This window comes from Mucilaginibacter straminoryzae (assembly GCF_022953055.1).
Lineage (GTDB): Bacteria > Bacteroidota > Bacteroidia > Sphingobacteriales > Sphingobacteriaceae > Mucilaginibacter > Mucilaginibacter straminoryzae.
This window is the reverse complement of record NZ_JALJEJ010000016.1, coordinates 24,442-37,650: the sequence shown is the minus strand read 5'-3', so window position 1 is coordinate 37,650 and position 13,209 is coordinate 24,442. Positions and strand designations below refer to the sequence as shown.

12 protein-coding genes are annotated in these 13,209 nt (G+C 46.0%); 5 read left to right on the top strand and 7 right to left on the bottom strand.

Annotation, left to right across the window (positions count from 1 at the left end):
• Nucleotides 1-255: 255 nt before the first annotated feature.
• The 3 genes from MUY27_RS20110 to MUY27_RS20100 form a co-directional block, all read right to left on the bottom strand.
• Entirely contained in the window at nucleotides 256-1,995 is a 1,740-nt protein-coding gene (locus tag MUY27_RS20110) for a thiamine pyrophosphate-dependent enzyme (protein WP_245133216.1), read from the bottom strand.
• A gap of 107 nt (nucleotides 1,996-2,102) precedes the next feature.
• Nucleotides 2,103-2,834 (bottom strand): LytR/AlgR family response regulator transcription factor, encoded by a 732-nt coding sequence (locus MUY27_RS20105; RefSeq protein WP_245133214.1) that lies wholly within the window; start codon nucleotides 2,832-2,834, stop codon nucleotides 2,103-2,105.
• Nucleotides 2,809-3,954, bottom strand: a complete 1,146-nt coding sequence (locus tag MUY27_RS20100; protein ID WP_245133212.1) for a sensor histidine kinase — start codon at nucleotides 3,952-3,954, stop codon at nucleotides 2,809-2,811. The genes MUY27_RS20105 and MUY27_RS20100 overlap by 26 nt, the downstream gene beginning before the upstream one ends.
• Nucleotides 3,955-4,190: 236 nt before the next feature.
• Here MUY27_RS20100 and MUY27_RS20095 point away from each other — a divergent pair, with 236 nt between their 5' ends.
• The gene (locus MUY27_RS20095; protein WP_245133208.1) at nucleotides 4,191-4,496 is read left to right on the top strand and encodes a hypothetical protein; all 306 of its coding nucleotides are present in this window, start codon (nucleotides 4,191-4,193) and stop codon (nucleotides 4,494-4,496) included.
• 493 nt (nucleotides 4,497-4,989) lie between these two features.
• Here MUY27_RS20095 and ispG read toward each other — a convergent pair whose 3' ends face one another.
• On the bottom strand, nucleotides 4,990-7,134 hold the full coding sequence (gene ispG / locus MUY27_RS20090; RefSeq protein WP_245133206.1) for a (E)-4-hydroxy-3-methylbut-2-enyl-diphosphate synthase: 2,145 nt from the start codon (nucleotides 7,132-7,134) through the stop codon (nucleotides 4,990-4,992).
• 258 nt (nucleotides 7,135-7,392) lie between these two features.
• Between ispG and MUY27_RS20085 the strand changes: the two genes are divergently transcribed.
• The 4 genes from MUY27_RS20085 to MUY27_RS20070 all read left to right on the top strand — a co-directional run bounded on the left by MUY27_RS20085 (nucleotide 7,393) and on the right by MUY27_RS20070 (nucleotide 10,698).
• On the top strand, nucleotides 7,393-8,361 hold the full coding sequence (locus MUY27_RS20085; RefSeq protein WP_245133204.1) for an NAD-dependent epimerase/dehydratase family protein: 969 nt from the start codon (nucleotides 7,393-7,395) through the stop codon (nucleotides 8,359-8,361).
• A 91-nt stretch (nucleotides 8,362-8,452) separates the two neighbouring features.
• A complete protein-coding gene (locus MUY27_RS20080; protein ID WP_245133202.1) occupies nucleotides 8,453-9,178 on the top strand; it encodes a YebC/PmpR family DNA-binding transcriptional regulator in 726 nt (241 codons plus the stop codon).
• A 217-nt stretch (nucleotides 9,179-9,395) separates the two neighbouring features.
• Nucleotides 9,396-9,614, top strand: coding sequence for a DUF2442 domain-containing protein (locus tag MUY27_RS20075; protein ID WP_245133200.1), 219 nt, complete (start codon nucleotides 9,396-9,398; stop codon nucleotides 9,612-9,614).
• A gap of 7 nt (nucleotides 9,615-9,621) precedes the next feature.
• Nucleotides 9,622-10,698 (top strand): prolipoprotein diacylglyceryl transferase, encoded by a 1,077-nt coding sequence (locus MUY27_RS20070; protein WP_245133198.1) that lies wholly within the window; start codon nucleotides 9,622-9,624, stop codon nucleotides 10,696-10,698.
• Nucleotides 10,699-10,966: 268 nt separating this feature from the next.
• On the opposite strand, the gene MUY27_RS20065 is transcribed toward MUY27_RS20070, so the two are convergent.
• From MUY27_RS20065 to MUY27_RS20055, 3 genes are all read right to left on the bottom strand, one after another.
• Nucleotides 10,967-11,767 carry a carboxylesterase family protein gene (locus tag MUY27_RS20065; RefSeq protein ID WP_245133195.1) on the bottom strand — a complete coding sequence of 267 codons (801 nt, stop codon included), beginning with the start codon at nucleotides 11,765-11,767 and terminating at the stop codon, nucleotides 10,967-10,969.
• A 186-nt stretch (nucleotides 11,768-11,953) separates the two neighbouring features.
• Nucleotides 11,954-12,913, bottom strand: coding sequence for an oxygen-dependent tRNA uridine(34) hydroxylase TrhO (trhO, locus tag MUY27_RS20060; RefSeq protein WP_245133193.1), 960 nt, complete (start codon nucleotides 12,911-12,913; stop codon nucleotides 11,954-11,956).
• A 117-nt stretch (nucleotides 12,914-13,030) separates the two neighbouring features.
• Nucleotides 13,031-13,201, bottom strand: coding sequence for a hypothetical protein (locus MUY27_RS20055; protein ID WP_245133190.1), 171 nt, complete (start codon nucleotides 13,199-13,201; stop codon nucleotides 13,031-13,033).
• Between the last annotated feature and the right edge of the window lie 8 nt (nucleotides 13,202-13,209).

The window sequence follows — 13,209 nt, the reverse complement described above, 5'->3', positions numbered from 1 at the left end:
AGTAGTAATAAGTCGCTATAGAGAAACTATCTGCTTCATCACAAATACAGTAGTCATATGGCAATCAAAGTCCGAAAAGTTTTATATCCCCCGCGTATTAACGTAGTTGTGCAACAGCCACTTGTAGCGAGTGACCGCTAAAGTAATAGCTTGCATTTTCTGTAGAGACACGATACCTCGTGTCTCTTTTCCGATTATAAGGGCACACCCCTAACCCCTCTGAAAGGGGAATTCGAAAGGATACTTCCACAGCCTTTACAACACCTCGCGGATGTGTTTATAGTTTGCTTTAATGGTATCCCAGACTTCGCCCATATTACCATCTAAAATCAGTTTGCTCATGGATAAGGCCATTCCCTTTACCTGCTCAAACTCTACTTTTGGCGGCATAGCCAGCGCGTTAGGGTCTGTCATCACATTTAAAAGAACCGGACCATCGTGCATAAAGGCCTCCTTCAGCGACTGTTCAACCTTATCTGGCTCAGTAACCGTAATTCCCCTGATACCCATCGCTTGCGCGATCAAAGCAAAATCCGGGTTCTGCATATCAGTTTGCCAGTCGGGCATACCGGCTACCTGCATCTCCAGCTTCACCATACCCAAAGAGCGGTTGTTAAAGATCACAATCTTTACAGGCAACTTATATTGCGCAATAGTTGCCAGATCGCCAAGGAGCATAGAAATGCCGCCATCTCCCGCAAAGGCGATCACCTGACGGCCCGGGCAAGCTAAAGCCGCACCAATGGCCTGCGGCATCGCATTAGCCATAGAACCGTGGTTAAATGACCCAAGCATTTTGCGCTGCCCGGTAGCATGTATGTACCGTGCCCCCCAAACGCAGCACATACCTGTATCTACGGTGAAGATAGCATCGTGTGCAGCAAGTTTATCTATCGTGGCGGCTACGTATTCCGGGTGAATAAAATCTTCGCGACCGGGGTCTTCCAGGTAAGCCTTCATGCGGTCTTTTACCTCGCCGTAAAACTTCAACTGCGATTGCAGGAAATCATCGTCTGTTTTCTGATCTATCATCGGTAAGAGCGCTGCAAGGGTATTCTTAATATCGCCGCATAAACCCATATCTATCTTGGCGCGACGGCCAATGCGTTCAGCCTTAGTATCTACCTGTACAATTTTGCACTTGGTGGGCATGAATTGCTCATAAGGAAAGTCGGTACCCAGCATTACCAGCAGGTCTGCTTCGTGCATGGCGTGATAGCCGGATGGCAAACCAAGTAAGCCGGTCATGCCCACCTCGTTCGGGTTATCGTATTGAATACCCATTTTACCGCGGAACGAATAGCCTACGGGCGCATTTATTTTTTTCGAAAGCGCTACCACTTCGTCATGTGCCTCAGCAGCGCCTATACCGCAGAAAATGGTCACCTTTTCATGCTCATTGATCAGTTGTGCTAAGCGTTGCAGTTCATCGTCCTGCGGGCGGATAACAGGCGTGGTAATATAATTAATGGTCGAAGTCGGACCTTCGTCCGCATCCATCTTGGTCAGGTCGCCCGGTAGGCCAAGCACGCTCACTCCCTTTTTGGTGATGGCATTCTGAATAGCCGCCTGTAGCATCCGCGGCAGTTGCTTTGGTGTGGTGGCAATCTGGTTATAGTGGCTGCAATCATCAAAAAGCTTAATAGTATTGGTTTCCTGGAAATACTCGGTGCCGAATTCCCAGGTTGCGCAGGTACTGGCAATGGCAATCACGGGTGCGCCAGAACGGTGGGCGTCGTACAAGCCGTTGATCAGGTGGACGTGTCCGGGCCCGCTACTGCCTGCACAACAGGCAATGCCATTTAGTTCGGCTTCTGCCGCGGCCGCATAAGCACCCGCTTCTTCATGGCGCACGTGTACCCACTGTATCCGGTTGTCACTACGGCGTACCGCATCATTTACTTCATTCAAACTATCGCCGGTTACGGCATATATTCTTTTAACACCGGCCTGGATTAACATCTCTACCAGTTGTTCTGCAACGTTCTGAGCCATAAGTAAGTTATCAGTTTATATGTTTAAACCTGTTAAAATGGCTCAGGTTTTTAATATTTAAAGAAAGGGTAAACTAAGCAGGGTGAATTACTAAATAGTGGAACTAGTTAACTGAAATGAAAATTTTCCATTTTCAACCGCTTCTGCACATCCTGTTTGTACAAGCGACCAATAGGTAACTCGTGCCCGCTTACTTCCACACTTGCAGAATAAAAAGATGCTATTTTGTTTAGCGCTACAATGAATGATCGGTGAATGCGTACAAATTTCCGTTCGGGCAGCATTTCTTCCAGGAAACTAATTTTCTGTTTACTGATGTACACCTGGTTTTCAACCACTACCTTAATGTAATCCCTTAAACTTTCTATCCATAGGATATCATTAATATTGATCTTAATGATTTTGCGTTCTACCTTCAAGTATAAGTAGGATTCCGCATCTCCAATGGGTAGATCGTGTGTCAGTGCGAGGGTGGTTTTACGGTCATATAATTGGTACACTTTATCCATCGCTCTCATAAAGCGGTCAAAAGAAACCGGCTTTAACAGGTAGTCTACTGCATTTAATTCAAAACCTTCCAGGGCATATTCACTATAAGCGGTAGTAAAAATTACGTTAGGCGGGTTCTTCAGACTTTTCAGGAAGTCAGTCCCGTTGATGCCGGGCATCTTAATGTCGAGAAATATCAGGTCGATCGTTTTCTGCTGTAGTATTTGAAAAGCCTGGATAGCATCGGGGCATTTGGCAACTATCTCTACCTGGTTAAAGTTCAGTAAGTACTTTTCAATCACCTCAATGGCATGTGGCTCGTCATCAACTACCAACGTACGTATTTTCATACCCGATCAATTGCGCTTGTTTAAGGTTAACCGTTCCCGGCACTAATGTTAATTCCAGTACAACAAGGTATGCATCCTCGTTATCGTCAAAAATCCGCAACTGATAGCCGGATGGATAAAGCAACTCAAGTCTTTTCTTTACGTTTTGCAAACCGATATTGCCGTAATGTTTTTCTTGATCCTTCCTAACCTGCTGCGGTTTACTATTAGACACCTTAAATTTTAAAACGTTACCACTTATCGCCAAATTGATATTGATCCACGCATCGCCCGTCTGTTCGCTTACGCCATGCTTAAATGCGTTCTCTACAAAAGGAAGCATTATCAGCGGGGCAATCAGCAGATCATCCAAGTTGCCCTCAATCGTGAAATTCACATCCAGCCGCTCCTCGTACCGGATCTTCTCCAGGCTGATGTATTGCTCCAGCACCCTTACTTCCTGCTTCAACGGCACCAGGTCTGTATTGCACTCGTAAAGCATATACCGCAAAATTTCTGAAAGCCCCATCACCACTTCTGACGATTTGTGCGAGTTATTTAAAGTAAGCGCATACAGGTTATTCAGCGTATTAAATAAAAAATGAGGATGCACCTGTCCTTTCAGTGCATTAAGTTCGGCCTGCAGCGCAGCTTGTTTGCGCTCGTAGAACAACTTGAACATTTTTATACCGATGGCCGCCCACACTATCATGTTAGTAGCCTTCCAGGCATTTGCAAAAGGAACCGGATTTAGCAACTGCCGGATCAGCGGCTTCTTACTTTCGTAGATAAAATCCCAGTTATCTGGCTTTTCTACCTCGAGTATATAAGGATTGGCGATGTAAATACCCACCAAACGGCTGACGAGCGTTATCACAAACATCAGCAGCAACAATGCAAATACGAACTTTACGTACTTACCGGTGAATACAAATTTCGGGACAAGCCAATAAGCCAATGCATAGAAGTAAACGATATGCAGCGGCACATAAAACAGGTTATTTCTTAGCGAAGTAGAATACTTTATTTGCAGCGCATAAAGGCTGGTAAACAACAGGTAAGCAATAATCCAGAACAGTACGTGCAGCGCTATTCTGCTTAAGCTAACACCCCACAATGTCAGCTGTTTAGAATTTCCCATAAGGCAATTTACGACATCTTTCACGACGAAGAATTGAATCCGTTTAATTGTCGACTAACGACCGGATAGTGTAGACGGATAACATTTGAGCGGGATCGAAACGCACATATCTATAGGCTAACGTACTTCATCAGTTTAGATCAGCCGTTTGTAGTGCGATGTCTGCTTTACAGCATTAATGATTTTAAAGGTATCTGTTTCGGGATATTTTCGAAATGAATTAAAACTCGAATCACATGAAAAAGCTATTATTTACCACTGCCCTGATCATCGGCGCACTATTCAACCATACAAACGTTAACGCCCAAACCAAAGCGACTTGGGTGATTGAAAGCAATGTAAAGCCAGGCGTTAACACCGTTAAGTTTTACGACGACAGCCTGAACCTGATCAAAGAAATGATTGCTTACAAACCACTAAACGTACGCCGGAAAAAAGTGCAGAAGACACTAAACATCATGCTGGACAGCCTGCTGGTTCAAAACCAACGACGGTTGAAAAATACTGAAGCACTCACTGTGGTTGCCGTTAAAGATAAGTAGCGCTAAAGATTTTGTTTTGTTTTAAACGTTAACCGGAGCAGGCGCGAGGCGTGTTCCGGTTTTATTAAAAGACACCAGCTTTAATCGTACTTTTGCTATAGCCACTTTGTCATAGCAACAAAGTGGCGTAAAATGCCTATCCGACAATATGCTTTTTTGTCGCACTTATCTTTCGCTCAAGCGAGCCAGAACCGACGACAACGATAGCTGTTCTGCAAGCCCCACCTAAATCCTCCCCACTAGGGAGGACTTTAAAGCCCCTCTCTCCTGTTACCTATCTCCCCGGTCTATACAGCAGTGGCAGAACAGGTACATAGACTGCGGTGCCAGCGACGAGGTTTTCTTTGGCTACTTTCTTTTAACGGCTAAAAGAACTTAGCGCAGCGATCTCATGAACACAAAGAAATGAACACGTGTGAATAACGTAGCTATCACCGGCGCTCATAAACCTCCCTGCTATAAATAGTATTGCTTAAAATAAAAGTACAATAACCTATATAGCAGGTTCTATCCAGTTACCATCCTCTCGGATAATACCGATCAGTTCATCGAGTGCATTAGCAGTGTTTACATTTTTCTTTACCACTTCCTTACCCCTGTACAACGTAATTTTTCCCGGACCTGCACCCACATAACCATAGTCAGCATCGGCCATTTCACCGGGGCCATTTACAATGCACCCCATAATACCAATCTTCAGCCCTTTCAGGTGGCTGGTACGGCTTCGGATCATCTGCGTGGTTTCCTGCAAATCAAACAATGTACGGCCGCAGCTTGGGCAAGAAATATATTCAGTTTTAGAAATACGTGAACGCGTAGCCTGCAGAATACCAAATGCTGTAGAGGTAATTATTGAAGCTGGTAATTGCGGTGCATCTATCCAAACACCATCTCCGTAGCCATCAACCAGCAAAGCTCCCATATCTGTAGCGGCGTATAGTTGTAGTTGAGTGATGAGGGCGACCCCACCTAAATCCTCCCCAATAGGGAGGACTTTCACTTGCTGACTTGCGGACTTACTGACTTGCGGACTAATTGCGCCTTGATTCTCGTCTCTTGCTTCTTGACTCTTAAAAGAGTAACTCCTCTTGATAATCACCGGTACATCCAGCCCGAATTCCTGTAGTTTGAAAAAGAATTGGCGCTGATCGGCCATGCCGTGTGCTTCATTCGTTTCTAATACGAATACCAAAGTTTGATCCATCGGTAATTCAGCAAAAAGATCAGTATCCAGATCGGCATTCGCCACCCGTACCAGATTTAATGGCGATGTTCTGTCTGCGGATGGATCTGCATATTCCTGCAAGGTAAATACAGGGTGGCAGAGTGTTTTATTAGCTAAAGCTTTCCAGGTACTGTAGTTATAAAGCTGCTTCAAATTTCCCGGAAAATTGAACGAAGGTAGCTGGTCGGCCAGGTAAACAAAGTCTACCGATTGATCGGCCATGTTATATTTATCCAGTATGGGCGAATACAAATAACCTGCAGCAGCCAGCACGGCAGGATCTTTCAGGTTCTCGCGCGAGAGATCAAGCACCACGCGCGGAACCATATGCCCGCCAATGAACGCATTAGCCTCATAGGTTTCGCGTTTTTGGTATTCGTAAGGGTTATATTGAGGTGCGAGGTGCGAGGTGACAGAGGCGTCTTCAAAGTCTCTCCCTACCGGGGAGAGATTTAGAGAGGGGCCTTCCTCCTGGTTCTTGATTCTTGATTCCTGATTCTTATTACGCTCACTATACCTATCTACTAAGGCCTTCGCTACCGGCGCTTCGGCTTCAGGCTCTTCGGTTAAAGAAACGCGGACAGTATCACCCAGGCCATCTTCCAGTAAAGTACCGATACCTACGGCAGATTTAATCCGGCCATCCTCGCCATCACCGGCTTCTGTTACGCCCAGGTGCAAAGGATAGTTCATCCCCTCGCCCACCATCGTTTCTACCAGCAGGCGGTAGGCTTGTACCATCACCTGTGGATTGCTGGATTTCATAGAGATCACCAGGTTATGGTAATTCAACGCCTCGCACATCCTAATGAACTCCATCGCCGATTCGACCATGCCCTGCGGCGTATCGCCGTAACGGCTCATGATCCGGTCGCTTAGCGAGCCATGATTGGTGCCGATACGCATGGCGGTGCCGTATTCTTTACAAATTTTCACCAGGGGCGAAAACTTCTGAAAAATACGATCCAGTTCGCCCTGATATTCAGCGTCGGTATATTCCAGCTCGTCGAAGCGCTTTTTATCAGCGTAATTACCGGGATTGATACGAACCTTTTCCACAATCCGCGCAGCAATTTCTGCGGCATTAGGTGTAAAGTGGATATCCGCCACTAATGGCGCAGCATAGCCCCTACGGCGCAGCTCGGCTTTGATATTTGCCAGGTTTTGCGCTTCCTTAATGCTTGGCGCAGTGATGCGGATATATTCACATCCGGCTTCAATCATCCGGATAGATTGTTCTACCGTCGCCAGGGTATCCATGGTGTCGGTAGTGGTCATGCTTTGAATGCGGATAGGATTATGCCCCCCAAGCGGCACATCGCCAATATTTACCTCGCGGGTAATAAAACGCGAATAATCTGTCAGCGAATTACAGTAACGTCCCGGCAGCCCTTTAATAGCATCAGCATTCATAGAAACCATTTTATAGTTACAAAGATAAGCAATAACAGTTTACCGCGAGGCAGAGGCTTTCTGTTGAGAAGATTTTTAAAAATAGGGCATATTGAAACTCTCCTTAATTCTCTCCAAATAAGAGGGAAGTTAAAGCAAGATCTGGAGGACCAGCGAGTCAATTGCCATTCTTTCTTACAAGACCATATCCTGCCAGAAGTAAAAAAACAAACTATTGTTTTTACTACAAATTTCTAACTTTGCACCAGTAACATACGCATGAGCGAAAAGATTTTGGTAATCGGCGCCAACGGCCAGATCGGTACAGAACTGGTTGTTGCACTGCGCGGCATTTACGGTGCTGCGCAAGTTATAGCTTCAGACATAAATAATCCCGGTTACGCAATTCGTAACGGGGGGCCGTTTGAATTTGCTAATGTCCTTGATCAGGACAATCTCCACCACATTTTCCAGAAACACCGTCCTACGCAGGTCTACCTGTTAGCCGCTATTTTATCGGCAGTTGGCGAACAAAAGCCGAAGCTGGCGTGGGACCTGAACATGAACGGCTTGATCCACGTGCTCGACCTGGCTGTTGAATTCAACGTTTCAAAAGTTTTCTGGCCTAGTTCTATCGCGGTATTTGGCCCTAATTCGCCAAAGCAAGATACCCCTCAGTACTGCGTAATGGATCCGAATACAGTCTATGGCTTCAGTAAGCTTGCCGGTGAACGCTGGTGCGAGTATTATTACCATAAACATGGCTTAGACGTTCGCAGTATCCGTTACCCCGGACTGATCAGTTGGAAAGCTGCACCCGGCGGCGGCACTACCGACTATGCCGTGCATATCTTCCACGAGGCGTTAAAGAATAAAAGCTATACAAGTTTCCTTTCTGTACATACCGCCCTGCCGATGATGTATATGGACGACGCCATCCGCGCAACATTATCGTTGATGGACGCCCCGGCAGAGCAGATCAGCATACGCTCCAGCTATAACCTTGGCGGTATCAGCTTCGACCCTGAACAACTGGCCGCAGAAATAAAAAAGCACATCCCTGATTTTACAATCGATTACGCAGATCATGACCCGCGGCAGGCTATTGCAGACAGCTGGCCAAAATCTATAGATGACAGCCAGGCGCAAAAAGACTGGGGCTGGCAGTTGGAATATGATCTTCCGAAAATGGTGGAAACCATGCTTACCAACCTCAAAACAGAACTTGCGGAATCCGTTAAGGTTTGATTGGCTAATTTCATTCAAAATGATGAAATTAGCGGCTTAATTATTAAGTAGCGGGCAATACGCTTGCCTGCATGAAATCATCATATTTAAAATGGGAAGAGCATTTGAGTTCCGCAAGGAAAGAAAATTTAAACGCTGGGCTAAAATGGCCGTACAATTCACCCGCTTAGGGAAAGAAATTGTGATGGCCGTAAAAGACGGAGGTCCGCACCCCGAAACCAACTCGCGCCTGCGCACGGCTATGCAGAACGCCAAGGCCGTAAACATGCCGAAGGACCGTGTTGAAGCGGCCATCAAACGAGCATCAAGCAAGGACGAGAAAGACTACGAAGAAATTGTATACGAAGGTTATGCGCCACATGGCGTAGCCATTTTGGTTGAAACCGCAACTGATAATACCAACCGTACCGTTGCCAACGTGCGCAGCTATTTTACCAAAGTCGGCGGCACATTAGGCAAAACAGGTTCGCTTGATTTCATCTTCAGCCGTAAATCGATCTTCCGTTTCGACCCAAAAGATCGCGACCTGGAAGAACTGGAATTTGAACTGATCGACGCCGGATTGGAAGACCTCTTTGTAGAAAGCGACGAAGAAGGCAACGATGTTGCCGTGCTTCACGCCGCTTTTGAAGATTTTGGTAAAATGCAGAAAGCGCTGGAAGAACAAGGTATTGAAGTAAAATCGGCTAAGCTGGAACGCATCCCGCTTTCGACTGTTGATGTCACTGAAGAACAAGCTGCTGACGCCTTAAAGCTGATTGATAAACTGGAAGAGGACGATGACGTTCAGGCGGTTTATCATAACATGGCTGAGTAAGTTTTAGAAGCAAGAACCAAGAGACAAGAATCAAGACTTCGCAGATGCAGTCAAACAGGATTATAAGGCCTCGCGACTAAAGGTTAATAGTAAAAGCTGTCATGCTGAGCTTGTCGAAGCACATCTTATACTGTTTAATAACCCTTCGACGAGCTCAGGGTGACACGATACGCTGAGCTTGTTGCAGGACAAAATCAAAAATCCGAAATCCCCCACCATGCCTCTCTTCACCTCACGTAAGCAACAACAGCACCTGAAGGTTACCTTCCAGAATGATATGCTATTGGTAGAACAGGCTGGTGGCAAACAACAGGTTTTCCCGTTGGCATTTTTTCCCAAGCTGAAGGACGCTTCTGAAGAGGAACGAAACGACTGGACGGCTACTTCAGGCGGGATTCACTGGAACAAACTCGACTTTAATTTGTCGATTAGTTAAGCTGCGTATGACTTTCGAAAAGTTTTTTAAAAAGAAAAAGATTAACCTTCCTGCTTTACAAAATGCAGAAGGTGTTCTTTTTGCTGAATTTAAAGAGCACTACGAATTAATGGGCGAAAAAAGCTTCGACCATACCAAAAAATACTGGTTCAATAAATTGCGCCGGCTCTATCCCCTCCCGCCAGAAGTAAAAGCAGAAAAGGTGGTGATGGAGAATAAATTGGCAGAGCAAGCCATTACAGAGTCGCTTGCGGAGCCTGCGCCTAAACCGGTAGAGGCGCCAAAAACAGGCTTTACACCGCGCTTTCGTGCAGGTGCTGCAACAACTAAGCCAGCAGCAGAACCAGAGAAAACCGCAGAAGAACCATCGGTAGAAAGCAAAGAAACAACCGTTACCCCTCCTGCTGCCAAACCTGGCTTTACGCCAAGGTTTAAAGCGGGAGTTACGAAACCTGCATACTCTGCCAACGAAGAAAAAACCGATAGTCAAACCGCTGAAGTGCAAGCTACTGCTGAAACAAAATCAGCGCAACCTACACCACCAACTGCTAAGCCTGGTTTTACGCCACGGTTTAAAGCAGGCGTAACCAAACCTGCCCCGTCTATCTTAGAAAGCAAGCCTGAAGAAAGTAATGAACCGGATGCTGCTGCCGAGCCTGGGCAGCCTAAAGCAGAAGATAAGCGTACAGGTACTGCACCAGAGCCGCCAAAAGGATTTAAGCCCCGGTTTAAACCCGGAGTAACTAAACAAATACCGTCGAACGTTCCACCAGCAGAGCTCGATCAGCGGCAAAGCGCGACGATGACGCCCGAAGTGAATGAAGCGGCCGCAGCACAAGACGAAGCGCGAAAGGCAAATCCGGATGCGGACGTTAGCGCAACTAAACCTGATTTCCAAAAAGAGAAGGAAGCAGCGCAGGAAGAGTTTGGCAGCCCGGAACGCCTGAACCGGAAATTAACTCCCGAAGAAGGTGTGGAAGACCTGAAGCCTTTTACCAAAGAAGCCCCACTTAAAGAAGAGGAAAAGCCAACATCAACCCCTCCTAAAATCGGCTTTAAACCGCGCTTCAAACCCAAACAGTAAGTTGGTCAATGATCATTCTGTCATTGGTCATTAGTTAATAGTCATTATTCACTGGGCATTCTGTCACTTGTCATGGAATTACTTTCATTGTAAATTACCGATCCATCCGGTTTTACAATAAAAGCATAGGGCAGTGCGATTCCTTCCCCAAGGGAAGGAGGAGGAAGGGGTAATTGAATGCTGAACTCTCCCAATGAGAGAATTTTCGATTATTGTAAAAGCTTTTAGTTCAGTCATAAAAAAAGCACGCTTTACAGCGTGCCTTCAATTATTTCTTCACATTGCTAAACAACCAGGGGACTAATTGCGGTTCGGCAAAAGCATCGTCCCAGCTATTGTGCCCGTCGTTGGGATAAAGGGTAAACTTGGGTGTCCCTCCGGCAGCTTTAATAGCTTCCACCATCACGATAGAATGGTCTGGCGGTACTACGTTATCCTTTGCACCGTGGAAGATCCAAACCGGTACTTTCCTGGCGTATTTCTTAGCGTTAACGGTATTGTCGCCACCGCAGATAGGGAAAGCCGCAGCAAAATATTTTGGCTTTCTTCTCAGCAACTCGAATGTACCCATACCACCCATAGAAAGGCCACCAACGTAAATCCGGTCATGATCAACATAAGGCTTATCTCTTAACTGGTCAATCAAGCCCAGCAAGGCATGCATGGCTTTGGTGGGCTCTCCGCCTTCTTTGAAATCAAAAATAGTCTTGTTGTTTACAGAGTCTCTTTTAAATTCCGTGTTCGACCAAAAACTATTGTCGGGGCATTGCGGAAATACCACAATCGCGGGGTAGCGCTGGCGGATGGTATCGTTCAGGAATAGTTTCGGCCCGAATTTTAATTGCGCTTCGTTATCCTTCCCTCTCTCGCCAGAACCATGCAGCACCAGTACTAAAGGATATTTCTTTGTGGGATCAAAGTTTTGCGGCATCAGGATACGGTAGGCCAGTGTGTCTTTTTTATTAACGTAAAGCCCTTTATCAAATTTAGACAGATCCTGCGCCAGCGATACAAATGACTGCAGCAGACAGATCATTAGGGCCAAAATAGCCAGTTTGTAGTGTTTCATAAATTTAGAAGATGTTCGGTTTATACGCCTTTGGCCTAATCTTCCGGCCCTGCAGCGATATACAAGTGTACTATTTTTTGTTAAGATTTTTATTGTTGCACCCAAATAGGTTGCTTAAGGCATCAGGCAGGCAAACAAAAAAGGAGCACTTTTGATGCTCCTTTCCGATTTATCTTTAACAACAGCTTATTCAGCCAGTTGTACTTTACTCTTTTTACTTACGTTTACCGGTTGCGGTACTTTTACATAATAACCCGTTCCGTCGTACACGCGCTTGCGCGGATGTTCTTTACAAGCGTCGCTACAGCAACCATCCATTTGCCAGCCACATTCGTCGCATTGGGTAAAGTGCTCATTACACTCGGGGTTAGCGCAGTTGATCATTTTATCGGTCTGCTTACCGCAGTTATAGCAAGTAGAAATGGTTACCGGGTTTACGTGGTTTACCTCTACCGCCAAACGGTTATCAAACACGTAACATTTACCTTCGAAATCTTTACCGCCGGCTTCTTTGCCATATTTAATAATACCGCCATGCAATTGGTATACATCTTTAAAACCTTCGTGCAATAACAAAGCCGAAGCCTTTTCGCATTTGATACCACCTGTGCAGTAAGTCAGGATCTTTTTATCTTTATACTTTGCCAGTTCATTAATCTTTGATGGGAAGTCGCGGAAGTTTTCGATGTCCAGCGTCACCGCATTTTTGAAGCGGCCAAGCGAATGTTCGTAATTGGAGCGCACATCCAGGATTACCACGTCGTCGCGGTCTTTCATTTCCATAAAATCCTTTGGCTCCAGGTGTTTCCCGGTTTGGATCTGCGGGTTGATCACATTCGGATCGCGCAGGCCGGAGTGGACGATCTCACTCTTGTAGCGCACATGCATCTTTACAAATGAAGGCTGGTCTACGTCGTCAATCTTAAAGTCGGTCTTTGCGAAACGCTCGTCGGCATGTACCGCATCCATGTAGGCCTTACATGCTTCCGCAGTACCCGATACGGTACCGTTAAGGCCCTCGTCGGCTACAATGATACGCCCGGTTAAACCAAGGCTTTTACAAAACTCAAGATGGTCTGCGGCAAATTGCTCCGCATCTGTTATTGTTGAATAACAATAATACAACAGGGTCTGATACTTCGTCATACAATCATCGATGCTGCTGCAAACAGCGTTAAATGAGTTGCAAAGATACACAATTGACAGAACTGCAGAAAGTGATGTTCGTCACGCCGGCGCAATTGATTCCTTAAACAACAGCAATTAATGCTTGCTGTAGGTAACCAGGGTGTACACCACCGCCAGAATTACAAGGGCCGCCAGGATAAACATCCCTAACTTTCCCTTTTCCTTGTCCTGCCGCATCAGCCAGAACAGAAAAGCCACCAGGGGAAGTGCAAAAAAAAGGAAGAATATAATTGAAGTTGCGCTCATGTTTTGTT